The 24,593-nt window shown below is 63.9% G+C and carries 20 protein-coding genes and 2 tRNA genes; 15 read left to right on the top strand and 7 right to left on the bottom strand.

Annotated elements, in window-relative coordinates:
- Nucleotide 1 precedes the first annotated feature (1 nt).
- Entirely contained in the window at nt 2-448 is a 447-nt protein-coding gene (locus V3C33_09980; protein XAS69540.1) for a globin, read from the bottom strand.
- Nucleotides 449-450: 2 nt separating this feature from the next.
- Nucleotides 451-1,113: a mechanosensitive ion channel domain-containing protein gene (locus tag V3C33_09975; protein XAS69539.1), complete on the bottom strand. Its 663-nt coding sequence runs from the start codon at nt 1,111-1,113 to the stop codon at nt 451-453.
- A gap of 111 nt (nt 1,114-1,224) precedes the next feature.
- Between V3C33_09975 and V3C33_09970 the strand changes: the two genes are divergently transcribed.
- Nucleotides 1,225-2,214: an NAD-dependent epimerase/dehydratase family protein gene (locus V3C33_09970; protein ID XAS69538.1), complete on the top strand. Its 990-nt coding sequence runs from the start codon at nt 1,225-1,227 to the stop codon at nt 2,212-2,214.
- A gap of 23 nt (nt 2,215-2,237) precedes the next feature.
- Here the strand turns inward: V3C33_09970 and V3C33_09965 are convergent, their stop codons facing one another.
- Both V3C33_09965 and pepN read right to left on the bottom strand, forming a co-directional pair.
- Nucleotides 2,238-2,714: an OsmC family protein gene (locus tag V3C33_09965; protein ID XAS69711.1), complete on the bottom strand. Its 477-nt coding sequence runs from the start codon at nt 2,712-2,714 to the stop codon at nt 2,238-2,240.
- Nucleotides 2,715-2,718: 4 nt separating this feature from the next.
- Nucleotides 2,719-5,280, bottom strand: a complete 2,562-nt coding sequence (gene pepN, locus V3C33_09960) for an aminopeptidase N (GenBank protein ID XAS69537.1) — start codon at nt 5,278-5,280, stop codon at nt 2,719-2,721.
- A gap of 162 nt (nt 5,281-5,442) precedes the next feature.
- Between pepN and V3C33_09955 the strand changes: the two genes are divergently transcribed.
- The 3 genes from V3C33_09955 to V3C33_09945 are packed head-to-tail and all read left to right on the top strand — an operon-like array spanning nt 5,443 to nt 7,895.
- The gene (locus V3C33_09955) at nt 5,443-6,459 is read left to right on the top strand and encodes a hypothetical protein (GenBank protein XAS69536.1); all 1,017 of its coding nucleotides are present in this window, start codon (nt 5,443-5,445) and stop codon (nt 6,457-6,459) included.
- Nucleotides 6,460-6,507: 48 nt separating this feature from the next.
- The gene (locus V3C33_09950; protein ID XAS69535.1) at nt 6,508-7,002 is read left to right on the top strand and encodes a ribose-5-phosphate isomerase; all 495 of its coding nucleotides are present in this window, start codon (nt 6,508-6,510) and stop codon (nt 7,000-7,002) included.
- The gene (locus V3C33_09945) at nt 7,002-7,895 is read left to right on the top strand and encodes a DNA-formamidopyrimidine glycosylase family protein (protein XAS69534.1); all 894 of its coding nucleotides are present in this window, start codon (nt 7,002-7,004) and stop codon (nt 7,893-7,895) included. Before V3C33_09950 ends, V3C33_09945 begins: the two co-directional genes overlap by 1 nt.
- 82 nt (nt 7,896-7,977) lie before the next feature.
- Here the strand turns inward: V3C33_09945 and V3C33_09940 are convergent.
- Nucleotides 7,978-8,051: transfer RNA gene (locus tag V3C33_09940), tRNA-Gly, on the bottom strand.
- 146 nt (nt 8,052-8,197) lie between these two features.
- Here V3C33_09940 and V3C33_09935 point away from each other — a divergent pair.
- The 6 genes from V3C33_09935 (at nt 8,198) to V3C33_09910 (ending at nt 13,464) form a co-directional block, all read left to right on the top strand.
- A tRNA-Pro gene (locus V3C33_09935) sits at nt 8,198-8,272 on the top strand.
- Between the two features lie 81 nt (nt 8,273-8,353).
- A complete protein-coding gene (tig, locus tag V3C33_09930) occupies nt 8,354-9,739 on the top strand; it encodes a trigger factor (GenBank protein XAS69533.1) in 1,386 nt (461 codons plus the stop codon).
- A 246-nt stretch (nt 9,740-9,985) separates the two neighbouring features.
- The gene (locus tag V3C33_09925; protein XAS69710.1) at nt 9,986-10,597 is read left to right on the top strand and encodes an ATP-dependent Clp protease proteolytic subunit; all 612 of its coding nucleotides are present in this window, start codon (nt 9,986-9,988) and stop codon (nt 10,595-10,597) included.
- Nucleotides 10,598-10,635: 38 nt separating this feature from the next.
- Entirely contained in the window at nt 10,636-11,295 is a 660-nt protein-coding gene (locus V3C33_09920; GenBank protein ID XAS69532.1) for an ATP-dependent Clp protease proteolytic subunit, read from the top strand.
- A 184-nt stretch (nt 11,296-11,479) separates the two neighbouring features.
- On the top strand, nt 11,480-12,769 hold the full coding sequence (gene clpX, locus V3C33_09915; protein ID XAS69531.1) for an ATP-dependent Clp protease ATP-binding subunit ClpX: 1,290 nt from the start codon (nt 11,480-11,482) through the stop codon (nt 12,767-12,769).
- Between the two features lie 80 nt (nt 12,770-12,849).
- Entirely contained in the window at nt 12,850-13,464 is a 615-nt protein-coding gene (locus V3C33_09910; GenBank protein ID XAS69530.1) for a DsbA family protein, read from the top strand.
- A 349-nt stretch (nt 13,465-13,813) separates the two neighbouring features.
- Here the strand turns inward: V3C33_09910 and valS are convergent, their stop codons facing one another.
- Nucleotides 13,814-16,435 carry a valine--tRNA ligase gene (valS, locus tag V3C33_09905; GenBank protein XAS69529.1) on the bottom strand — a complete coding sequence of 874 codons (2,622 nt, stop codon included), beginning with the start codon at nt 16,433-16,435 and terminating at the stop codon, nt 13,814-13,816.
- Between the two features lie 51 nt (nt 16,436-16,486).
- Between valS and V3C33_09900 the strand changes: the two genes are divergently transcribed.
- Genes V3C33_09900 through V3C33_09890 form a run of 3 tightly spaced genes read left to right on the top strand, consistent with a single transcriptional unit; the run spans nt 16,487 to nt 18,330 of the window.
- Nucleotides 16,487-16,861, top strand: coding sequence for a DUF488 domain-containing protein (locus V3C33_09900; GenBank protein ID XAS69528.1), 375 nt, complete (start codon nt 16,487-16,489; stop codon nt 16,859-16,861).
- Between the two features lie 5 nt (nt 16,862-16,866).
- The gene (locus V3C33_09895) at nt 16,867-17,559 is read left to right on the top strand and encodes a class I SAM-dependent methyltransferase (protein XAS69527.1); all 693 of its coding nucleotides are present in this window, start codon (nt 16,867-16,869) and stop codon (nt 17,557-17,559) included.
- Nucleotides 17,560-17,568: 9 nt separating this feature from the next.
- Entirely contained in the window at nt 17,569-18,330 is a 762-nt protein-coding gene (locus V3C33_09890; protein ID XAS69526.1) for an SDR family oxidoreductase, read from the top strand.
- A 79-nt stretch (nt 18,331-18,409) separates the two neighbouring features.
- Here V3C33_09890 and V3C33_09885 read toward each other — a convergent pair whose 3' ends face one another.
- A complete protein-coding gene (locus V3C33_09885) occupies nt 18,410-19,462 on the bottom strand; it encodes an endonuclease/exonuclease/phosphatase family protein (GenBank protein XAS69525.1) in 1,053 nt (350 codons plus the stop codon).
- Between the two features lie 414 nt (nt 19,463-19,876).
- Here V3C33_09885 and ileS point away from each other — a divergent pair, with 414 nt between their 5' ends.
- Nucleotides 19,877-23,227 carry an isoleucine--tRNA ligase gene (ileS, locus tag V3C33_09880; GenBank protein ID XAS69524.1) on the top strand — a complete coding sequence of 1,117 codons (3,351 nt, stop codon included), beginning with the start codon at nt 19,877-19,879 and terminating at the stop codon, nt 23,225-23,227.
- 3 nt (nt 23,228-23,230) lie between these two features.
- Nucleotides 23,231-24,592, top strand: a complete 1,362-nt coding sequence (locus V3C33_09875; GenBank protein XAS69523.1) for a folylpolyglutamate synthase/dihydrofolate synthase family protein — start codon at nt 23,231-23,233, stop codon at nt 24,590-24,592.
- Nucleotide 24,593 lies beyond the last annotated feature (1 nt).

Raw genomic sequence — 24,593 nt, 5'->3', positions numbered from 1 at the left:
CTCAGGTGTCGGAAGCGCTGTTCACCATGGACAGCGCGGCACGCTCCATGTAATCCCACAGCGTGCCCTCCTGCAGCGGCGGCAGCTCCAGCGCGTCCACAGCGGTGCGCATGTGGAGCAGCCACCGGTCTTTCGCCTCAGGCGTGACACGGAACGGCATGTGGCGCATCCGGAGCCGCGGATGCCCGCGTTCCTCGCCGTACGTGGTCGGGCCGCCCCAATACTGTTCCAGGAACATCAGGAAGCGCCGCTTCGCCGGGCCCAGATCCTCTTCCGGGTACATCGCGCGCAGCAGGGGGTCGCCCGCCACACCGTCGTAGAACACATCGATGAGCTTCACGAACGTCTCGTGGCCGCCCACGGCGTTGTAGAAATTATCGGTGTAGCCGGGCTGGCTGAAGGGATCGTTCTGCATCAGCTGCCTTGGCGGCTGGGGATCGGGAGTCATGGCTAATCTCCTGCCTTCTGGTCTGTCGAGGTCTGCTCGGGGTCAATATCAGCCGTCTCCACCACGGGCACGTAGTTGCCCTGGGAGCGGTTGCCTACACGCAGGATCTCACCGTTGCGCAGGTACCAGACGGCGCCGTCTTCGGAACGCACCCGGGTGATCCGCAGGCCGATGGATTCTACAGTTCCCACCACCTCGCTCGTCTCGATGGTGTCGCCGATCCCGTACTGGTCCTCGATGGTGATGAAGATGCCGGCCAAGAAGTCGCGGATCAGCTGCTGGGCGCCGAAACCGATGGCAATGCCCAGGATGCCGACGCTGGTCAGCAACGGCGCCACGTCCACGTCAAGGTTCTTGAGTACGTAGATGGCGGTGATCACCACGATGACCACACCCACCACGCTGTTGAGCAACGAACCGATGGAGTTCGCCCGCTGGACACGGCGCTCGTGGTCGAGGACCCGCAGGGCCGGTGCTACCCACTTAAAATGGGGTTTCTTGAAAAAGGTTGTTCCGGCGGCTACGCGCTTCGTAATCCGGGATATCACCAGGCTCGCCAGCAGCCACAGGGCAACTCCCACCCCGATGCTGATCAGGATTCCCGGGACGCTCAGTCCCTGGGGAGCTGAGTTGATGGGCGGGGCGATTGAAAACGTGCTGTACATCTGCAGGGTTGCTCCTTGCTGCTCTCCGGCGTCAGCCGGCGTGGTCTGCCGGCGTTCGCCGGGCGCATAACACTCTGTTCTCCTTCAACCCTAGCGCCGTAGCGTGGCCACATGCGCATTCTGATTCTGGGCGGAACCGCCTTCCTGTCCGCTGAAATTGCCCGCCAGGCCATCGCCGCGGGCCACCACGTTACGTGCCTTGCCCGCGGCACGGCCACCGAACCACCGGGGGGAGCGGCCTGGCTGCGGGCCGACCGTTCGCTGGGCGCGGACGCCTACACGGCAGCCACCGGGGAGTGGGATGCAGTGATCGATGTGGCCCGGGACCCGGAGCAGGCCGGAGACGCACTCCGGGCTCTGGCAGCCCGTGCGGGGCATTGGACGTTTGTGTCGAGTTGTTCGGTCTACGCCGATCACTCAACGCCGGGCGCCACGGAGGGTGCCGGGCTCTTGCCTCCCCTTGAGAAAGGGACGGAGTTCACGCCGGAAAACTACGGGGAAGCGAAATCGGCGATCGAACAGGCCACCACCGACCTCGCCGGAGACAAAGCCCATCTCTGCCGTGCAGGGCTGATCGGCGGCCCCCATGATGCTACGGACCGCTATGGCTACTGGCCGGCCCGGTTCGCGCGGGACGAGGATCCCGCGCTGATTCCGGACATCCCCGACCACGCAACGCAGATCATCGACGTCCGGGATCTGGCGGCCTGGATCCTCAAGGCGGCAGAACAAAAGACCAGGGGCCCGCTAAATGCCCTGGGTGATGTTGTGCCGTTCGGCGAGTACATCGACGAGTCGCGCCGCCTCGCCGGGAACCTGACCCATGCTGTGCCTGCGTCCGAGGAATGGCTCGTTGACCACGGCGCCGGCTACTGGGCAGGCCCCGATTCCCTGCCGCTGTGGCTTCCGCCGGGCCATGAAGGATTCTCGGCACGCTCGAACAGCGCAGCCAAAGCCGCCGGCCTCGTCCTTAGGCCCTGGCAGGAAACTCTCAGGGACACGCTCGACGACGAACGTCGCACGGGACTGTGGCGGGACCGGAAGGCCGGGCTCTCGCCGGAAGCCGAGATCCGGCTGATCCGCGAGCTTGAGGACAGCTGACAGGCTGCTCAGCTGAGGGCCTGTCAGGCGGCGGCCGTGGTGGTGGGTGTGTGCATCACCGGGAAGTTCACGCTCCGGGCGATGAAGCAGACCCTGTTGGCCTCATGGTGCATCCCCTCCACCAGATCCACGTGCGCAGGATCGGCAACCGTCACGTGCGGGTTCAGCGTGACGCTTTCGAACTGACCGCTGCCGTCGCGGTTTAGCCGCATCATGCCGGTCGCCTTGTCCTCATAGGCTGTGACCACCACACCGGTTTTGACCGCGATGTGCAGGAACGACAGCAGGTGGCACTGTGCCAGCGCGGCCAATAGCAGCTGCTCCGGGTTGTACCTGGTCCCATCCCCGTGGAACGAGGGATCAGCGGAGCCCTTGAGTACCGGCAGTCCTGGGATCTCGACGTCGTGGTCCCGGGAGTATTCCCTATAAGACGACGTGCCGTTGCCCAGATTGCCGGTCCAGCGGACCGTCAGGGAATAGTTGTGCTCGTCCAGGCTCATGGCTTTAGGCATCAGCCTGGCGTGCCCGCAATGCCCTGGCAACGCCGTCGCGGTTTTCCAGCATCATGCGCCGGAGAGCGGCACTTTCTTCCGGCAATGTGGCCAGGAATTTATCGGTCCGGTCCACGGTGGCCTGGGTGGTCAGCTGGGACGGGTAAAGCCCGACGACGATCTGTTGGGCCAGTGCGTGGGTCCGGTCTGCAACAACCCCGGTAACGGCGTCGAAGTACTTGTTCGTGTAGGGCTCCAGCAGCGATGGGTCCAGCACTCGGGCGAAGCCGGCCACGGCCGATCCCTGGAGCGCGTTGGACAACTCGCCCTTGACCACAATGGATTCCCAGGCTGCCGCCTTGGCTTCCGGAGTGGGGATGGCAGCCTTGGCAAGTGCAGCTGCGTTTTGCCCGCTGGAAGTGTTGTCCCGTTCCAGTTCGGCGTCGATCTGCCCCTGGCCGAACCGGCCGCCGGCCACCAGCGAAGCCAGGAGTTCCCAGCGCAGGTCCTGATCCACTGTGAGTCCATCGAGGGCAACGGATCCGTCCATCAGGCCGGCTGCGGTATCCAACTGCCCGGCGCTGCGGGCGAGCAGCGCGTAGGACTTGACGAACTGCAGCTGCGAATCGGATCCGGCCGGGACCGTGGACGCGAGCTCCCACAGCCGGTCAGTGGCGGCTACGGCGGTTGCCTCGCGGTGCTCCGCCGAAACGTAGAAATTCAGGGTGGTGGCAAGCTGGCGGAGCTGGACAAGGATCACGGAGGAATCGGATTCCTCAGCGATGTTGGCCAGAATCAGTTCAACGTAGCCGCGGGCCGGGGTCTCGCCATCACGGGCGGCATCCCAGGCTGAGTTCCACACGAGAGTGCGTGGCAGGCTCTCGCTGAAATCCTTCAGGTGTGCCTTTGCCGTTGTGAGTGATTTTTCATCGAGGCGGACCTTGGCGTAGGCGAGGTCGTCGTCGTTGATGAGGATCAGGTCAGGCTGTGCGTGCCCTGCAAGTTTGGGAACGTCCGTGCGCTCGCCGTCCACGTCCAGCTCTTCCCGGTGGACGCGCTCCAGCTTCCCGGCGTCCGTGACGTTGTAGAAGCCCACCGCCAGCCGGTGCGGGCGGATGGTGGGCTGCTCCGCAATGGCTGACTGCAGAATGGCGAACGAGGAGATGTTGCCGTCCGCATCCACTGTGAGCTCGGGCTTGAGGGTATTCACGCCTGCCGTCTCCAGCCACAGCTTCCCCCACTGATCGAGGTCGCGGCCGCTGGCTGCCTCCAGCTCCACCATCAGATCGCTGAGTTCGGTGTTCTTCCACGCGTGCTTCCGGAAGTACTCCCGGACGCCGGACATGAACTCCTCCGGGCCCACCCAGGCAACAAGCTGGCGCAGCACGGAAGCGCCCTTGGCATACGTGATGCCATCGAAGTTGACCTCCACGTCCTGAAGGTCATTGATCTCGGCGAAGATGGGGTGCGTGGTGGGCAGCTGGTCCTGGCGGTAGGCCCAGGACTTCTCCACCGAGGCGAAAGTGGTCCAGGCATGGTCAAACCCGGTGTTTTCCACCGCGGCCAGGTGCGACATGTACTCGGCGAAGGATTCGTTGAGCCAGAGGTCGTTCCACCAGCGCATGGTGACCAGGTCGCCGAACCACATGTGGGCGAGCTCGTGGAGCACCGTGATGGCGCGGCGTTCAACCTGGGCGCCGGTGACGTTCCCGCGGAACACATAGCCTTCCAGAATGGTCACGGCACCGGCGTTTTCCATGGCGCCGGCGTTGAACTCCGGCACGAACAGCTGGTCGTACTTCTCGAACGGGTACGGGCAGCCGAACTGCGCCTCGTAGAACTCGAATCCCTGCCGGGTGAGTTCAAAGATGTTGTCCGCGTCCAGGTACTGCATGAGGGACTTCCGGGCAAAGATGCCCAGCGGGGTGATGCGGCCATCAGCACCGGCCACCTCGCTGCGGACCGACTGGTACGGGCCGGCGATCAGCGCTGTGACGTAAGAGGAGAGCCTGGGCGTGGAAGGAAACTTCCAGACGGAGCGTGCGCCGCCGTCGCCGCCGGGCGTTGCCTCGGACGGGGCAGGGGTGGGGGAGTTGGAGATGAGGTCCCAATGCGACGGCGCCGTCACCGTGAAAGCGAACGTCGCCTTCAGATCCGGCTGCTCGAAGACGGCGAACATCCGCCGGGAGTCGGGAACCTCGAACTGCGTGTAGAGGTAGACCTCGTTGTCCACCGGATCCACAAAACGGTGCAGGCCCTCGCCGGTGTTCATGTATGGCGCGTCGGCCACCACTGTGAGCTCGTTGGCGACAGCCAGGCCGGACAGCTGGATCCGGACACCGTCGGCCACCACTGACGGATCCAGTTCGCGGCCGTTGAGCGTGACGCTGTGTACTTCGTGCGTAATGGCATCGATAAAAGTCGAGGACCCGGCCGCTGCGGTGAATTTCACGGTGGTTGTCGAGCCAAAGACTTTCTCGCCTTTGGTCAGGTCAAGGCTGACATCGTAGGAATCAACTGCGATCAGATCGGCGCGCTCGCGAGCTTCGGTGCGCGTCAGGTTCAAACCTGGCAAGGTGGTGCCTCCAGAGGGGTTGCGGTTGCCGGTGGGCCACGGCCTGCACCGGCACTGTCAGTTCATCACTGTGAAATTATTCTTTCACTTCTTTGGCCGTTGGCAAGTCGCGTGGATCACTTTCGCCGCTTTCAACGGCGACGGGCGGGGTAGCGTTAATGCATGGGTAACTTCCTGGACGCTGTGGATGTCAAGGCTCTGCGCTTCGCCGTGGGATTCCCCGTGGTGCTGGCGGCGGCGTTTGTGTTCTGTTCCTTGCTGTTACGCCCCGAACTGCCTGAACCTCTGGCGGTCCGCTGGACGGACGACGGCGGCGCAAGCTTTGCGCCGTTTGCGGCTTACGTCGGTGTGGGCGCAGCAATGATCGTCGGGGCCGGCTGGCTGGTGCTGTTGCAGGCGGTGCCCGTCTCCCGCCCAACCATCATGCGGCGGATCATGATGGGTGCAGGCCTGACCCTGTGTCTTTTTGTCACCAGCGTCCTGGCAGCAGGCCTGGTGGGCCAGGCAGGCATTGGTGACGCACGTGAGTCCCGGGTGGACCTGGCTGTTCTGGCCCTCGGCAGCGGAGCCGCACTGTCGCTCGGGGTTGTGATGGGCTTCGTTTTCAAGGCCGACCAGCGGTGGTCACCGGAGGATGAGCGTGCCCTGCAGCTCGTACTGGCCAGGGAGCTCGACCCCGAACTGGCAGGTGATTCCATCGGGTTCTGGGTCCATGCCCGGAGTTCCGTTTTTGTCATGATCGTCATCGCGACGGTGTTTCCTGCCGCCCTGATCGCCATTGCCATCCCCTGGCTGGGCGCGCTGCTTGTGGCCATCGCGGCCGTGGCCGCTGCCTTCCTCTTCGCCCGCATCAAGGCGGACCGCACCGGGCTCCATGTCTTCGTGGCAGGCCTGGTCCGCGTCATGGACGTCCCCGCTGCCACCATTTCGGCCGCCAGTGCGGCGGATGTCCGCGCCGCCGACTACGGCGGCTGGGGCTACCGCAACCACGGCGGCACCGTCGCAATGCTCGTAAGCAGCGGTCCCGCCGTCGTGGTACGAAGAACCGACGGACGCCAGCTGGCGGTGAGCGGCGGAAGTCCGGCGTCCGCCGCCCGGCTCGCCGAGGTCCTGACCCGGGTGGCAGCGCGGGCGCACCGGGAAAACCGGCCGCCAGCCGCCGGCGCGGCCGAGTCCTAGTAGGCTTGGTTCCGTTGATCTGACGCTCAAGACTGAACGGATACCGCCGTGACCACATCCCCTGCCTTCCCGCGGGTTCACATCGCCACCGACCACGCCGGCATGGAGCTGAGCGCCCACCTGGTCAGCCATCTGGGCGCCAAGGGCTACGACGTTGTTGACCACGGTCCCGCGGCCTACGACGCCCTGGATGACTACCCGTCCTTCTGCATCAATGCCGCGCTCGCCGTGGTAGCTGACCAGGAAGCGGGAGTGCATGCGCTGGGCATTGTGCTGGGCGGCTCCGGCAACGGCGAACAGATCGCCGCCAACAAGGTCAAGGGTGTCCGTGCCGCGCTGGCCTGGAACCACTCCACGGCAACGCTTGCCCGCGAGCACAACGACGCCAACGTGGTGGCCGTGGGCGGCCGCCAGCACACCGTTGAAGAGGCCACCGCCCTTATTGAAGCCTTCCTGGCCGAACCGTTCAGCAACGACGAACGCCACATCCGCAGGATCGGCAAGATCGCCGCCTACGAGACCACCGGCGAGGTCATCGACTAGTGCCGGAAGGGCACTCGGTCCACCGGCTGGCGCGGCAGTTCGGTGACGTATTTTCGGGCGGTTCGCTTGCCGTTTCCAGCCCGCAGGGGCGGTTTGCTGCTGGGGCGGCGCTGCTGGACGGCCACGCTCTTGTGGCGGGCCACGCGCACGGAAAGCACCTGCTCCTGCGCTTTGAGCATGGGCTGGTGCTGCACGTCCACCTGGGCCTTTACGGAGCCTGGAACTTCGGCGGCGACGAGTCGTTCCGCGGTGCGTCCAGCATCGGCGCGCCCCGGAAGGTGGGGGAGCGCGAGGTGTTCGACGACGATTCGTCCGCCGCCTACAGCGGTCCACCGGAGCCCGTTGGCGCCGTCCGGGTGCGCCTGGTCAGCGCCCATGGCTGGGCTGACCTCCGGGGCGCCACCACATGTGCCACCCTCACGGAAGCGGAGGCGGCTGCCGTCCTGGCAAGGCTGGGGCCGGATCCGCTGCGGAACGGGCCGGGGGACCGTCAGCGCTTTGTGGACACTGTGCTGTCCCGGCGCACGCCGCTTGCTGCCGTACTGATGGACCAGAAGGTGATTGCCGGCGTCGGCAATGTCTACCGTGCGGAAGTGCTTTTCAGGCAGAGGACAGACCCATGGCTGCCTGGCCGCTCGCTTTCCGCCCGTGCAGCGGCGCTCCTCTGGGATGACGCAGCCGCCGTGATGTCCGACGGCGTCCGTGACGGCAGGATTATCACCACCCCTCCCAGCTACTGGACGGGGAACCAGCCGCTTCCGGCAACTGATGAGGCGCATTTCGTCTACAAGCGCAACGGGCTGCCGTGCAGGGTCTGCGGGAATGCTGTGGCCCTGACAGAACTCGGTGCCCGGAAACTCTACTGGTGCCCGTCCTGCCAACAGGCCGCCTGAGAACGCGAGAAGCAAAACCTCAGAAAACCAAAAAAGGGCCCCTCTCGGAGGGGCCCTTTCTGTTGCTCTTACTGTGTTCCCATGGAGGGGACGACGGGAATCGAACCCGCATCATCAGTTTGGAAGACTGAGGCTTTACCACTAAGCTACGTCCCCGAGGCGTGCCGAGGCGATACAAGTGTACCGTTCCTGGACATCTTCCGGGCGGCTGTTGAAGCCGGATACAACTAAACCTAATTCAGGGCCCCAGTGTCAAATGTGCAAAGACGCGCCGTATGAACGTAGACTTACCTGTGCACTTACGGGGTGTAGCTCAGCTTGGCTAGAGCACCTGCTTTGGGAGCAGGAAGTCGCAGGTTCAAATCCTGTCACCCCGACTCTGCAGCCCGGGCCTTATGGTCCGGACAGAACATTGCGTTTGCAGAAACCCATCCCACAAAACCAGGAGTACTTAGACTGTGAAGAGCGCTGTCGAGAACCTCACCCCCACGCGGGTCAAGCTCAATGTTGAGGTCCCTTTTGAGGAATTGAAGCCCAGCATCGAAGAGGCATACAAGACTGTTGCTTCCCAGATCCAGGTCCCTGGCTTCCGCAAGGGCAAGGTCCCCTCCAAGCTGATTGACCAGCGCGTTGGCCGTGGCTACGTCCTGGAAACCGCCATCAACGATGGCCTCAACGGCTGGTACCAGGCTGCCGTCCAAGAGTCGGGCATCCGCCCCCTGAGCCGTCCCGAGGTTGAAATCACCGAGGTTCCGGATCCCACGTCGACCGACGGCGAGCTCAAGTTCCACGCCGAAGTTGACATCCGTCCCGAGGTGGAACTGCCCGACTACGCCGGCATCAAGGTTGAGGTCGCTGCTGCGGAGTCCTCGGACGAAGATGTTGACAAGGCACTGGACGAACTGCGCGGCCGCTTTGGCACGCTCAAGTCCGTGGACCGTCCGGCTGCAGATGGCGACTTCCTCACCATCGACATCACCGCGACTGTGGACGGCAACGAGGTTGACTCTGCTTCGGGCCTTTCCTACCAGGTCGGCGCCGGCACCATGCTTGAGGGTCTGGACGAGGCCGTAACCGGCCTCAGTGCCGATGAAGACTCCATCTTCGACACCACACTGGTGGGCGGCGAGCACGCTGGCTCGGCTTCGCAGGTCAAAGTAGTGGTCAAGTCCGTCAAGGAGCGCGAGCTCCCCGAAGCCAACGACGACTTCGCCCAGCTCGCTTCGGAGTTCGACACCCTTGCCGAGCTCCGCGGTGACCTCGCCAAGCAGGCCGCCGATTCCAAGGTCGTGGAGCAGGGCGTTGAGGCCCGCGACCTGGTCCTGGACAAGCTCGTTGAGCTGGTTGAGGTTCCTGTTCCGGATTCCGTTGTCGAAGAGCAGCTTGAGGCCCACTTCAAGGCTGAGAACGCCCACGGCGACGGCGAGCACGACACCGAGGAGCACCGCGCCGAGGTCAAGGCCAACACCGCACGTGCCTTCCAGAACGAGGTCATCCTTGACGCCATTGCGGACAAGGAAGAGGTCAATGTCAGCCAGAACGAGCTGATCGACTACATCGTCACCACTGCCGGCCAGTACGGCATGGAACCGAACCAGTTCGCCCAGATCATCGATCAGAGCGGCCAGGTCCCCATGATGGTTTCCGAGGTGCGCCGCCGCAAGGCACTGGCCGTTGTGCTGGGCCAGGCCGACGTCACGGACTCTGCGGGCAACAAGGTCGACCTCAGCGACTTCGTCCGGCCCGGCGGCGACGACGAGGCTTCTGCTGTCGAATCAGAAGCCGGCGAGGACGTCACCGCCGAGGTTGTCCCCAGCGACGATCCCGCAGCTGTGAAGTTCTAGCAGGACCCGCAGACTCATCTGCACAAGCGGCCCCTGGATCTGAGGATCCGGGGGCCGCTTGTTTTAAGCGGCGGTTTTGCACACGGCGGAGTGCTCCTGCGGCAATCGTGCGCCGTCAGCGAACAGCGCGATTCGGGAGAACAAATCCGCTGCGAAAACGGTTAGTGTCCAAGTAGTGAAGTTCAGTGATGTCACGTCACCAGTGAGAGGTAAGTACACATGTCAGAGCAAGCAGGGGCCCCCCGGATGGCGACTGTCGATCCCGCAGCCCAGGACAACTACATCTACAACCGCCTGCTGAAAGAGCGCATCATCTGGCTCGGTTCCGAGGTACGGGATGAAAACGCCAACGCGATCTGCTCCCAGCTGTTGCTCCTTTCCGCGGAAAACCCGGATAAGGACATCTACCTCTACATCAACTCTCCCGGTGGCTCCGTCACCGCGGGCATGGCCATCTACGACACCATGCAGTTCATCCCCAATGACGTAGTCACAGTGGCTACCGGCCTTGCGGCGTCCATGGGACAGTTCCTGCTCTCCTCGGGCACCAAGGGCAAGCGTTACGCTACCCCGAACGCCCGCATCCTGATGCACCAGCCGTCCGGCGGCATCGGCGGAACGGCTTCGGACATTAAGATCCAGGCCGAACTGATCCTGCACATGAAGAAGGTCATGGCTGAACTGACGGCCGATCAGACCGGCCAGACCGTCGAGACCATCCTCAAGGACAACGACCGCGACAAATGGTTCACGGCCGTGGACGCACTTGAATACGGTTTCTTCGACAAGATTGCCGCTCACGCGGGTTCGGTTGCCGGCGGTGGCGGAACGCAGAACTCCGCAAGCGGCGACAAGTAACCGGCACGTAGACAGAACTGGATTCAGGAGCAATGGACATGAACTACAATTTCGGCTCGTCTGCCGGTAATCTTCCCACCAGCCGCTACGTGCTGCCGCAGTTCGAGGAGCGTACCCCGTACGGTTTCAAGCGCCAGGACCCGTACACCAAGCTGTTTGAGGACCGCATCATCTTCCTCGGTGTCCAGGTGGATGACGCCTCGGCTGATGACGTTATGGCGCAGCTGCTGGTGCTCGAGTCCACGGACCCGGACCGTGACATCACCCTTTACATCAACTCGCCCGGCGGTTCGTTTACGGCCATGACGGCCATCTACGACACCATGCAGTACATCCGCCCGGAAATCCAGACGGTCTGCCTGGGCCAGGCAGCCAGTGCAGCAGCTGTGCTGCTGGCAGCAGGAACGCCCGGCAAGCGGCTGGCCCTGCCGAACGCCCGCGTGCTGATCCACCAGCCGGCATTGTCGGGCGGCCAGGGCGGCCAGGCCTCGGACCTCGAAATCCAGGCTGCCGAAGTCATGCGGATGCGCTCCTGGCTAGAGGACACGCTGGCACACCACTCAGGCAGGACGTCCGAGCAGGTCAACAATGACATCGAACGGGACAAGATCCTCACCGCGGCGGAGGCCATGGACTACGGACTCATCGACCAGGTGCTTGATTCACGCAAGATGAAGCCGCAGGCAATCACCAAGTAACAGTGCGGCCAGGGCGCCGGTGCGGTTCAGGATTTTTGGGCCGCACCGGCGTTCGCTTTCCACCCATCAGGCCGAATGTGACCTAGAGTGGAACTTGTCACGGCTGGGACATCCCAGGCTACGTCCGTGATTCCAGCGATCGGTGCAGAGCTGCAGTAGCAGCAAGATACTAAGGGGTTCACATATGGCTCGGATTGGCGAGAGCACGGATCTGCTGAAGTGCTCTTTCTGTGGAAAGAGCCAGAAGCAGGTGCGCAAGCTCATTGCCGGGCCCGGCGTCTACATCTGCGACGAATGCATTGAACTCTGCAACGAGATCATTGAAGAAGAGCTCGCGGAAGTCGCTGATCTGGGCAGTTTCGAGCTGCCCAAGCCCCGCGAAATCTTTGATTTCCTGCAGGAATATGTCATTGGCCAGGAACCTGCCAAGCGATCCCTCGCCGTCGCGGTCTACAACCATTACAAGCGTATCCAGGCCGGCCACGCGCCGAAGAGCGGCAGCCTTGCCGAGGGCCTCCATCACGACGACGTCGAGATCTCCAAGTCAAACATCCTCCTGATCGGGCCCACCGGTTGCGGAAAGACCTACCTTGCCCAGACGCTGGCGCGGCGGCTGAATGTCCCGTTCGCCGTCGCTGACGCCACTGCATTGACTGAGGCCGGATATGTGGGTGAAGACGTCGAAAACATTCTTCTCAAGCTCATTCAGGCCGCTGACTATGACGTCAAAAAAGCCGAGCAGGGCATCATCTATATTGACGAAATCGATAAAATCTCGCGCAAGAGCGAAAACCCCTCGATCACCCGCGATGTCTCCGGCGAGGGTGTTCAGCAGGCCCTGCTGAAGATCCTCGAGGGCACCGTGGCTTCGGTTCCGCCGCAGGGCGGGCGCAAGCACCCGCACCAGGAATTCATCCAGATCGACACCACCAATGTCCTCTTCATCGTGGCCGGGGCCTTCGCCGGGCTGGAAGAGATCATCGGTTCACGCTCCGGGCGCAAGGGCATCGGTTTCGGCGCCCCGCTCAACGAGGCCAAGAACAATGCTGATTCCTACGGCGAGGTCATGCCGGAGGATCTGCTCAAGTTCGGGCTGATTCCCGAATTCATCGGCAGGCTCCCGGTCATCACCACGGTGTCCAGCCTGGACCGTGAGTCGCTCATTCAAATCCTCTCAACGCCCAAAAACGCGCTCGTGAAGCAGTACCAGAAAATGTTCCAGCTTGACGGCGTTGAGCTCCTGTTTGACGACGATGCCCTGGACGCGATTGCCGATCAGGCGCTCGAGCGCGGCACCGGTGCCCGCGGACTGCGCGCCATCATGGAGGAAGTCCTGCTTCCGGTGATGTTCGACCTGCCGAGCCGCGATGACATTGCCAGCGTGGTCATTACGGCGGATGTGGTGTTGAGCAAGGGCCAGCCCACCATGATTGCTCACGACGTCGTGGCCAAGCGCCGGAATAAATCCGCTTAGTCCATCGCTGTAATACGTTGGTGTGCCCGGTGTGCCCGGTGTGCACCGTGCCCCGATGTCTTTCTCTGAGGAGACCACGTATGTCTGAAACTGCCCGGAACAAGGCCGACTTCTGGTTTGATCCGCTGTGCCCCTTTGCCTGGATCACGTCCCGCTGGATCGATGAAGTGGAGCAGGTCCGCGATATCAGGACCGAGTGGCATGTGATGAGCCTCGCGGTCCTGAATGAAGGCCGTGAGCTGGATCCGAAATACCGGGAACTCATGGACAAGGCGTGGGGGCCCGTTCGGGTCATCATCGCCGCCCGGGAACAGCACGGCGATCAGGTCATCAAGCCGCTGTACGACGCCATGGGGTCCGAAATCCACGCCGGTGGCCAGAAGGATTATGGCCTCGTGATCAGCAAGGCTCTGGCTGAGTGCGGACTGCCGGCCGAGCTTGCCTCCGCTGCCGCCTCGGATGCCTTCGACGCCCAGTTGCGCGCCAGCCACGAAGAGGGGATCTCCCTGGTGGGACAGGACGTAGGTACCCCGGTGGTTGCCTTCAACGGCACCGCATTTTTCGGCCCGGTGCTGACCCGTATCCCCCGCGGCGAAGAGGCGGGCCGGCTCTGGGATGCCACCGTCACGCTGGCGTCGTTCCCGCACTTCTTCGAGATCAAGCGCAGCCGCACTGAAAGCCCCGAGTTCGGCTAGTATCTGGGTAAGGTAAAGAGCCCCGGTGAAACTACTCGGATGTAGTTCAACCGGGGCTCTTGCGCATCCCAATACGGGGGAGAATACTGGGTCTTACCCACTTCGAAAGAAGAGGGACGCAGGAACCAAAGATTCAGTGATATGCATCCGACGCAGCCATCGGCAAAGTCAGATGCAAGCTACCAGTGACGAGGTAGGAAGACCTGGACATCCAAGGATCCCGCCAGACTGTCAAAGACGTCACCAGACAGCCGAAAGTCGAAGCCCCACCAACGGCAAAACGCTGATGGGGCTTCCCCTTTGCCCAAAAATTTGCCCAAAAACGAGGCCAAGTACCAATCGGCGCCTGTCAGGCTTGCGGAGTCTCCTCCGCGGGAGCCAGCACAACATCGCTGACCGTCAGCTCGCCGTCGCCGGCCACAAGGGTGAGCTCGCGGGCGTTGGATGCAGCCTTGAGATCCCCAAGCCCCGCTTTGAGCTGCGTCGTGAGGGATTCCGTGGCCGTAATGGTCGCGGAAAGAACCTCGGTGCGCTGCTTGACCTTGGCCTCGGACTTGGCCTTCCGGACCCCGCTCAATGCCACGCCCACGGTGGAGAGCATGGTGGTGTCGCCATCGGCGATTTCCAGGGCGGCCGGCCAATCGGCGCGGTGTACCGAGCCGTTGCGCCACCAGCCCCATACCTCTTCGGTAGCGAAGGGCAGGAACGGCGCGAAGAGCCTCAACAGCGTGTCCAGGCTGGTGGCAAGTGCGGCCAGGACGGAGGCCTTCTCGCCCTCGCCAGCGGCGCCGTACGCACGGTCCTTGATGAGCTCCACGTAGTCGTCGGTGAACTGCCAGAAGAAGCTTTCGGTGATCTGGAGCGCCCGGGCGTAGTCGTAGTTCTCGAACGCCTTGGTGGACTGCAGCACCACGTCGGAGAGCTGGGCCAGCACGGCGCGGTCCAGCGGGTTGGTGAGTACGGACAGATCCGATGAGACTACGGAGTCCTCGGTGGCGCCGAGGTTCAGGACGAACTTCGAGGCATTGAGAAGCTTGATCGCCAGGCGCCGGCCGATTTTCATCTGCGCGATCTCATACGCGGTGTCCGCGCCAAGTTTGGCGGAGGTGGCCCAGTAACGCACGGCGTCTGAACCGAACTCGTTCAGGACGTCGGTGGGCACCACCACGTTGCCCTTGGACTTGGACATCTTCTTGCGGTCCGGGTCCAGGATCCAGCCGGAGATGGCCGCATGCTTCCACGGAGCTGAGTCCTGGAGGGCATCTGCGCGGACGGCTGAAGAGAACAGCCAGGTGCGGATGATGTCGTGGCCCTGGGGGCGCAGGTCGAACGGGTAGACCTTCGCGAAGAGTTCCTCGTCCCGGCTCCAGCCGCCAACAATCTGCGGCGTCAGCGAAGACGTGGCCCAGGTGTCCAGCACATCAGCGTCGCCCGTGAAGCCACCGGGGACGTCGCGCTGCGCTTCGCTGTAGCCCGGTGCCGCGTCAGCGGCAGGGTCCACGGGAAGCGATTCATCCGAGGGGAGAACCGGGGCGTCGTAATTCGGGTTGCCGTCCGCATCCAGCGGGTACCAGACAGGGATCGGCACGCCGAAGAAACGCTGGCGGGACACCAGCCAGTCGCCGTTGAGCCCGGAAATCCAGTTCTCGTAGCGCGAGCGCATGAACGCCGGGTGGAAGTCGATCTCGTGCCCGCGGGCGATCAGCCGTTCGCGTCGGTCTGCGTCCCGGCCGCCGTTGCGGATGTACCACTGGCGGGAGGTGACCACTTCGAGTGGCTTGTCACCCTTCTCGAAGAAGTTGACAGGGTGCATGATCTTTTTGGGCTCGCCGTCCAGCAGATCTGCGGCAGCGAGGAGTTCCACCACGGTTTCCTTGGCACTGAAGACTGTCTTGCCGCAGATTGCCGCAAAGGCGTCGCGGCCTTCAGCGGTGGTGATCCATTCGGGGGTATCACCGATGATGCGGCCGTCGCGGCCAACAATGGCGCGGGTAGGCAGCTGCAGCTCGCGCCACCAGGTGACGTCCGTGAGGTCGCCGAAGGTACACACCATGGCGACGCCGGAGCCCTTGTCCGCCTTGGCCAGCGGGTGGGGCATGACCTCAAGCTCTACACCGAAGAGGGGAGATGTGACCTTCTTGCCGAACAACGGCTGGTACCTCTCGTCGTCGGGGTTTGCCACCAGTGCGGCACAGGCGGCCAGCAGCTCGGGGCGGGTGGTCTCGATGTAGATCTTCTCGCCATCGGCGGTGAAGAACGGGTAGCGGTAGTACGCGCCGGCCACCTCGCGGTCTTCGAGTTCAGCCTGGGCCACGGCCGTGCGGAACGTGACGTCCCAGAGCGTGGGTGCCTCGGCCATGTACGCGTCGCCGGCGGTCAGGTTGGCGAGGAAGGCGCGCTGGGACACTTCGCGGGAAACGTCGTCAATGGTGCGGTACGTCAGTTCCCAGTCAACAGAGAGGCCGAGCGTCTGGAAGAGGCTTTCGAAAACCTTCTCGTCCTCAACGGCGAGCTCTTCACACAGTTCGATGAAGTTCCGGCGGGAGACGACGTCGAAATCGCGCTGGTTCTTCGCAGGCTCGGCGGGCGGCCGGTAGCCGGCGTTGTAGGGGATGGCCGGATCGCAGCGCACACCGTAGTAGTTCTGCACGCGGCGCTCGGTGGGCAGGCCGTTGTCATCCCAGCCCATCGGGTAGAAAACGTTCTTCCCGATCATGCGCTGGTAGCGCGCCAGGACGTCTGTCTGGGTGAAGGAGAACATATGGCCCACGTGCAGCGACCCCGATGCCGTGGGCGGGGGAGTGTCGATCGAGTAGACCTGCTCCCGGGTGGTGTCCGGATTGAACTTGTAGGTCCCTTCGGCAAGCCAGCGCTGTGTAAGAGCCGCCTCGAGCCCCTCAAGGGCGGGCTTGTCCGGAACGTTGATAGGGGCAGTGGAGGGCGTGTCTGTACCCTGATGTGTTTCAGCCATGGAGCAATTGTTTCATGGCCAGCGACGTCAACCTGCAGTAGCATGCGGCATATGGACGAGTCTGCCGGCGGTTATGTGATTAAGCGCATCTATGAAGACGCCGCGAACGACGACGGCTGCCGGGTTCTGGTGGACAGACTGTGGCCGCGCGGCGTCAGCAAAGAACGGGCACGCCTGGACCTCTGGCTGAAGGAGATTGCCCCGTCTCCGCCCCTCCGCAAGCAGTTCGGGCACATGCAGGAGCGGTTTGCCGACTTCAAGCAGCATTACGAGGCCGAACTCGAAACCAACCCGGCGGTGGACACCATGAGGGAACTCACGGCGGGCCACAGCCAGGTGACACTGCTGTACGGTGCCAAGGATCCGGAGATCAACCACGCCCGCGTGCTGCTGGAGTTCCTCCAGCGCGACGACGCGGCACGGTAAGTCCGGTGCCAGGTTCCCCAGAGGTAGCAGGCGCCGGACCGGTGCCCGGCCAGGGTGCGGCAGGGTTGCAGCATCCCCGTTTCGCACGGGCCTTCGCCCGCGCGGTGGGCGGGATGAACCGCCGAGGGGCCGACGCACACCGCCGCAGCATGCTGGCCGGCCTCCACGGCCGCATCGTTGAAATCGGCGCGGGCGAGGGTTCGACGTTCGGCCTGTATCCCGCGACCGTGACAGGTGTTTTGGCGCTGGAACCCGATGACTACCTCCGAAGCCTTGCCCTTGCAAAGATCGCTGCTGCTTCCGTCCCCGTGACGGTCCACCCGGGCTCCGCCGAAAGCATTCCGTCCCCCGATGGGAGCGCCGATGGTGTGGTTGTCAGCCTCGTCCTGTGCAGCGTGGCCCACCCGGCCGCCGCACTGGCAGAAATCCGCCGGGTCCTGCGCCCCGGAGGAACCCTCGCGTTCTATGAGCATGTACGCTCCGGCCATGGTGCGTTCGCCGCCGCGGAAGACCTGCTGAGTCCCGCCTGGCAGCGGATAGCCGGGGGCTGCCATCCCAACCGGGACACCCTGCAGGCAATCTCCGACGCGGGCTTTGAGATAGAAGAGTGCCAACGTTTCGGCTTCTCCGTGCACCCCCTCGTCCCGCCGGTTGCCCACATCCTGGGACGTGCCGTTTCGCCCGGCAGAAAACGCTAGGGTTGGATCATGAAGGACGCGGCGCAGGGAAAATCGGCAGTAGTGACAGGGGCGAGCACAGGAATCGGCGAGGCCACGGTGCGGCTGCTCGCCGCCGACGGCTGGCGGGTATTCGCCGTCGCCCGGCGCGGGGACCGGCTGTCGGCACTGGGGGCGCAGACGGGTGCTGTGCCGTTCGCCGCGGACATCAGCAACGACGACGACGTCGCCGCCTTGCTCGCGGAAGTCACCGCTGGGGGCGGCGTCGACACACTTATCAACATTGCGGGCGGTGCACGCGGCGCGGAGCGGCTGGCCGAAGCCCGAACGGAAGACTGGGAGTGGATGCTCCAGGTGAACGTCCTGGGCACCATGAAACTGACCCGTGCGTTTCTTCCCATGCTGCGGGCCAGCGGTGAAGGCACCGTGCTCAACCTGACGTCCACAGCCGGCCTGGCCGCCTATGAAGGCGGCGGGGGCTACAACGCGGCAAAGTTCGCCCAGCACGCCCTGACGGGTGCGCTGCGGCTGGAGGAAGCCGAACACAACGTCAGGGTGATCGAGGTGGCGCCGGGGCTGGTCCATACGGAAGAGTTCGCACTCAACAGGCTGGGCGGCGACCATGAGGCCGCTGAAAAGGTCTACCAGGGTGTGGAAAAGCCGCTCACTGCGGCCGACGTGGCGGACGTGGTCCGGTACGCCGTCAGCGCCCCGCACCACGTCAACCTGGACCAGATCGTGGTGCGTCCGGTGGCTCAGGCCTCCAACTACAAGCTCATCCGCAAGGGCTAGAAGCCGCGCCGCACCGCAGCAGCTCCGGCACCGTGACCAGTGCGGCAGCTTGTGAACCGCAGCAGCTTTTTGAACCGCATTACCGCGTTTCTGGGACGCCCAGCGTTGCCAGAATGGCGCCGTGGTCGGTCCCGGCAACCCGGTGCACCGCATATCCGGTGCCCTGGATGTGCGGGCTCGTGACCATGTGATCGAGGGCAATCCCAGGCAGCAACGGGCCCTTCATGGGCCAGGTGGGCAGCAGTCGGGAACCTGTTGAGGTTCCCACATCCACCATTTCCCGGCCATCGGCCCCCGCGTCCAGCAGCTGCCGGAACTCGGAATGGTCGTACGTGGCGTTGAAATCCCCGATCAGCAGCTGGTTCCCGGGCCGGGCAGCCAGACGCCCAACCGCAGCGAGGTCACTGCGCCACTGGGCAATGCGCCCGTCCACGGGCGGAAGCGCATGGACGTTCGTTACGTCCAGGATCGCGCTGCCAGCACTGTCCTCAAGCGTCAGCCGCACGGTAGGAATCTGGAACGCGGTGTTCGGCAAAACACCCGCCTGCTGCAAGGGATGCACGGAGTAGACGGCGCTGCCGGCGCCGTCGTCGGTGGGGTCGCTGACTCGGTTCGGAAGCAGCCTGGCCAGCCCCTCTGCCGCCAGTCGGTCTTCAAGAGACTGCGAGTGCTCCTGGATGGTGAGCAGCCCAATGCCGTTGTCACTCACCAGCCGGACGATTTCGGCCGCATCAGCCTCACCGAACTCCGAATTGATGTTCATGGCCTTCAGCTCAAGCAGTCTTCCGGCACGGGCACTTACACCGGCCCCGGCTGAGGCGAGCGGCGCGTAGCGGCCGTAATCCAGAGGGAAGAGCCAGAATACCTGTGCGGCGAGCAGAACCGAGGTCAGCAGAATCACCCACCCACGGCGGCCCAGCAAAGCCAACAACAAGGCCAGAGCGGCGGGGAGCACCAGCCAGGGGGTGAAGGACAAGAGCTGGACAAGCTGAGTGGGCCATTCAGCAGTCACGGCACGGAAGACTGACAGGGTTGCCACAGGAAGCGCCGCCAATAGGGCCAGCATCCGACCGACGAAGGCCAGGCCGCGTTTCGGGGAGGCAGCGGGCTGGACCGGAGCAGAGGCGGTCATGTGCTCGAGTCTAGGCACCGCACTGCGTAACATCCTCATTTCCCGGGTGCATTCCGGGCACGGATTCAGCCACCGGCTCCGGAAGCGGCGGTTGCTGAGTACGGCGGCGCAGCCGTTAGACTTGTGGCAGCGGCTTTGACCCGGCAATCACCGGTGAGCTTCCGGAAGAACACTTTGCACGCGGTTTCCATGAGGCAGGGTCAGTAGAACCGGACGGGTAAGCCCGTCACAGCAGTAATGAGCGGCCGACGCCGGAACAGCTCCTTTTATTCGGGGGCGTGCCATGGCACCGGTTAGTGAGGTGGTACCGCGGCGCCGGTGCTGGTCCGGGAGCGGAGTTCCAGGACAGCGCAAGAGCCGTCCTCGCATCCTGAACGGAACGTCGTGTTCACCAGCTCAACCCAGGATGTAGAGATGACCTATTACCCCAAGGCCTCAGCGGCACCTTCCGGTGCGGCCTCCAACAACTCCGGTTCCAACACCTCCGGTGCGGCTGCCTCCGTGAAGTTCCCGGAGATCGAAGAGCGCATCCTCAAGTACTGGGACGAGGACGGTACCTTCCAGGCCAGCATCGACCAGCGCGATTCGGATCTTCCCGGGGGCACCCCCGGCAGCAACGAATTCGTTTTCTACGACGGACCTCCCTTCGCCAATGGTCTTCCGCACTACGGTCACCTCCTGACGGGTTACGCCAAAGACCTGGTGGGCCGCTACCAGACCCAGCGCGGAAAGCGTGTGGAGCGCCGCTTCGGCTGGGACACCCACGGGCTCCCGGCCGAGCTGGAAGCCATGAAACAGCTGGGCATGACGGACAAGACCCAAATCGAAGCCATGGGCATCGACAAGTTCAATGACGCCTGCCGCGCCTCGGTGATGAAGTACGCCGACGAGTGGAAGAGCTACGTCAGCCGGCAGGCCCGCTGGGTGGACTTCGAGAACGACTATAAAACCCTCAACGTTGAATACATGGAGTCCGTGCTCTGGGCCTTCAAGCAACTGCACAGCAAGGGCCTCACCTACAACGGCTACCGCGTCCTGCCGTACTGCTGGAAAGACGAAACACCGCTGTCCAACCATGAGCTGCGCATGGATGACGACGTCTACAAGAACCGTCAGGACCAGACAGTCACGGTGACCTTCCCCATCACGGCAGGGGAGTCCGCCCTCTCCCGGGAGCTCGCCGGCGTGCAGGCGCTCGCCTGGACCACCACCCCCTGGACGCTGCCCACCAACCTGGCGCTCGCCGTCGGGCCTTCCATCACGTATGCCGTGCTGCCCGCCGGCCCCAACGGTGTGAAGGCGGCTTCGCCGGATGCTCCGGTGACTGGCACTTTCCTGCTCGCGGCCGATCTGCTGGGTACCTACGCCAGGGACCTGGGCTACGACGACGACGCTGCCGCAGAGGCCGCTGTCACGGCCACGCACACCGGCGCCGAGCTGGAAGGCCTGCAGTACGAGCCGCTCTGGCATGATTTCAGCGACACCGAAAAGTTCGGTACCGAGAATGCCTGGCGCTTCCTCGTGGCGGACTACGTCACCACCACCGACGGCACGGGCATCGTCCACCAGGCCCCCGCCTATGGTGAAGACGACCAGAAGGTTTGTGAAGAGGCCGGCATCCCCGTGGTGCTGTCCGTCGACGAAGGCGCAAAGTTCCTGCCCTTGTTCGGCCACGGGGACCTCGCCGGGATCGTCGGGCTTCAGGTGTTCGAGGCCAACAAGCCCATCACGCAGGTGCTGCGCGCCCAGGGCCGCCTGGTTCGGCAGGCCAGCTACGAGCACAGCTACCCGCACTGCTGGCGCTGTCGCAACCCGCTGATCTACCGCGCGGTGTCCTCCTGGTACGTGGAGGTCACCAAGTTCAAGGACCGTATGTCCGAGCTGAACCAGGAGATCAACTGGATCCCGGGCAACGTCAAGGACGGCCAGTTCGGCAAGTGGCTGGCCAATGCCCGCGACTGGTCGATCAGCCGCAACCGCTACTGGGGCAGCCCCATCCCGGTGTGGCAGTCCACTGATCCGGAATACCCGCGCACCGACGTCTACGGCTCCCTGGCCGAGATCGAAGCCGATTTCGGCCGCCTGCCGCTGAACAAGGCGGGGCAGGTGGACCTGCACCGGCCGTTCATTGACGAGCTTACCCGGCCCAACCCGGACGATCCCCGCACGCCCGAGGACGGCCAGTCGGTCATGCGCCGCGTGGAGGATGTGCTGGACGTCTGGTTCGACTCCGGCTCCATGCCCTACGGCCAGGTCCACTACCCGTTCCAGAACGAGGAATGGTTCGACACCCACAACCCGGCCGACTTCATCGTGGAGTACATCGGGCAGACCCGTGGCTGGTTCTACATGCTGCACATCCTGTCCACGGCACTATTTGACCGCCCGGCCTTCCGGAATGTCATCAGCCACGGCATCGTGCTGGGCTCGGACGGCCAGAAGATGTCCAAGAGCCTGCGCAACTACCCGGACGTTTCCGAGGTCCTGGACCGCGACGGCTCCGACGCCATGCGCTGGTTCCTCATGTCCAGCCCCATCCTGCGCGGCGGCAACCTCGTGGTCACCGAGCAGGGAATCCGCGACGGCGTCCGCCAGGTCATCCTGCCGCTGTGGAATGTGTACAGCTTCTTCACGCTGTACACGAACGCATCCAACGCAGTTGGCGGGACAGCCTCCGGCTACGACGCCCGGCTGCGTTACGACGGCTACGCCGACACCCTGGACCAGTACCTCATGGCCAACACCGGTGACCTGGTCCGGAACATGACCGCGCAGCTGGACAGCTATGACATCTCCGGCGCCTGCGACGAGCTGCGCGGTTACCTGGACATGCTCACCAACTGGTATGTGCGCCGCAGCCGCCAGCGCTTCTTTGACGAGAACGTTGATGCCTTCGACGCCCTGCACACGGCTCTGGAGGCAGTGTGCCGGGTGTCGGCATCATTGCTTCCCCTGGTGTCCGAGGAAATCTGGCGCGGACTGACGGGCGGCCGCTCCGTGCACCTGGCCGACTGGCCCGATGCCACACTGTTCCCGGCGAACGCCGAACTCGTTGCGGCTATGGACCGGGTCCAGCAGATCTGCTCCACCGGTTCGTCCCTGCGCAAAGCCGCGAACTTGCGGGTCCGGCTGCCGCTGCAGGAACTCACCGTTGTGGCACCCGGCGCAGACGCGCTGGAAGGTTTTGCGGGCGTCGTCGCTGATGAACTGAACCTTCGCTCGGTACGCCTGCTGGATGCCGCAAGCGCCTCGCCGGAGGAATTCGGCATCGAGCAGAAACTTGTGGTCAACGCCCGGGCCGCGGGACCGCGCCTCGGCAAGAACGTCCAACAGGCCATCAAGGGTTCCAAGTCCGGCGACTGGTCCCTTGACGACGCCGGTACGGTCATCGCGGGTGGCCTCGCCCTTGAGCAACAGGAATACACGCTGGAGACCGTGGTGGCGGAAACGGCCGACGGCGGTTCTGCCTCTGTTGCGGTGCTGCCCGGCGGCGGCTTTGTGGTGCTGAACACCGAGGTCACTGCCGAGCTCGAAGCCGAGGGATTGGCCCGAGACATGGTCCGCGCCATCCAGCAGGCACGCAAGGACGCCGGGCTCAACGTCAGCGACCGCATCCGCACTGCTGTCGCTGCGGCGCAAAACGTGGTTGACGCATTGCTCGCCAATGCCGAGCTGGTGAAGACCGAAACCCTCACCGTTGAACTGACTGCCGTACCGGGCGACTCACCGGAACCGCAGATCACCGTCGAAAAAGTAGAGGCCTGAGACATGACTGACGAATTCTCCGTGGAGAGCGTCTACGCCGAGCTGCTGGGGCGTGCGCCGGAAAACAAGATGGAACCGCGGCTTGCCCCACTGTTCCGGGCCATGGACGTGCTGGGGGAGCCCAACAAGGCCTACCCGATCATCCACATCACCGGGACCAACGGCAAGACGTCCACTGCCCGCATGATCGAGGCCGGTCTGCGCGCCCACGGCCTGAGCACCGGACGATACACCAGCCCGCACCTGTCCAAGGTGACGGAACGGATAAGCATCGACGGATCGCCTGTTTCGGATGAGACATTTGTGCGCATCTGGGACGAGATCCGCCCGTACCTGGACATCGTGGACAAGGAGCTGCTGGCTGAGGGCCAGCCCCGGCTGACCTACTTCGAGTGCCTCACCATCCTGGCGTTTGCGGTGTTCGCCGACCAGCCGGTCAATGTGGCCGTCATCGAGGTGGGCCTGGGCGGCATCACCGATGCCACCAACGTGGGCGACGGCCAGGTGGCAGTGGTTACCCCGATTTCACTGGACCACACGGATCTGCTGGGTGACACCACGGAGGACATCGCGTATGAAAAGTCCGGCATCATCAAGCCGGGCGGTTTCCTGATCAGCGCCGCACAGCCGGTGGATGCAGCGCAGGTGCTGCTGGAGAAAGCCAAGGAAGTCCGGGTGCCTTTCCGCTTCGAAGGTGTGGAATTCGGCGTCGAATCCCGTCAGGTTGCCGTTGGCGGGCAGGTAGTCAGCATCCAGGGCATCGCCGGACGCTACCCGGAGCTGTTGCTGCCGCTGCATGGCAAGCACCAGGCCGAGAACGCAGCGGTGGCTGTTGCTGCGCTGGAGGCGTTCCTCGGCGGCGGCGAAAAGGAACTCGACACCGAGATCCTGCAGGAAGCCTTTGCCACCGTGACATCGCCCGGCCGCCTTGAGGTGGTCCGCACCGCGCCCACCATCATCGTGGACGCCGCCCACAACCCGGACGGCATCCGGGTATCGGCCGAGGCCATCCACGAAGCGTTCAGCTTCAGCAAAGTAGTGGTGGTGGTGGGGGTTCTGAAGGAGAAGGACGCCGAACAGATCCTCCGCCAGCTCAAGGAGTCCTTGGGTGATCTCGCCGAGGAATACTGTTTCACGCAGTCCAACTCCCCACGGGCAGTGCCGGCGGCGGAACTTGCGGAACTTGCGGTGGAAATGGGCTTCGGCGAAGACAACATCCACATCGCCGAGAAGCTGGACAACGCCTTGGAGTGGGCCGTTGAGCGTGCTGAAGCCAATGAGGATCTCGCCGGCGGTGTGCTGGTGACCGGCTCCATCACCCTGGTGGCGGAAGCGCGGATCCTGCTCGGGAAAACGGAGGCCTAAG

The organism is Micrococcaceae bacterium Sec5.7 (genome assembly GCA_039636785.1).
Lineage (GTDB): Bacteria > Actinomycetota > Actinomycetes > Actinomycetales > Micrococcaceae > Arthrobacter.
This window is presented reverse-complemented; position numbering and strand designations above follow the sequence as displayed.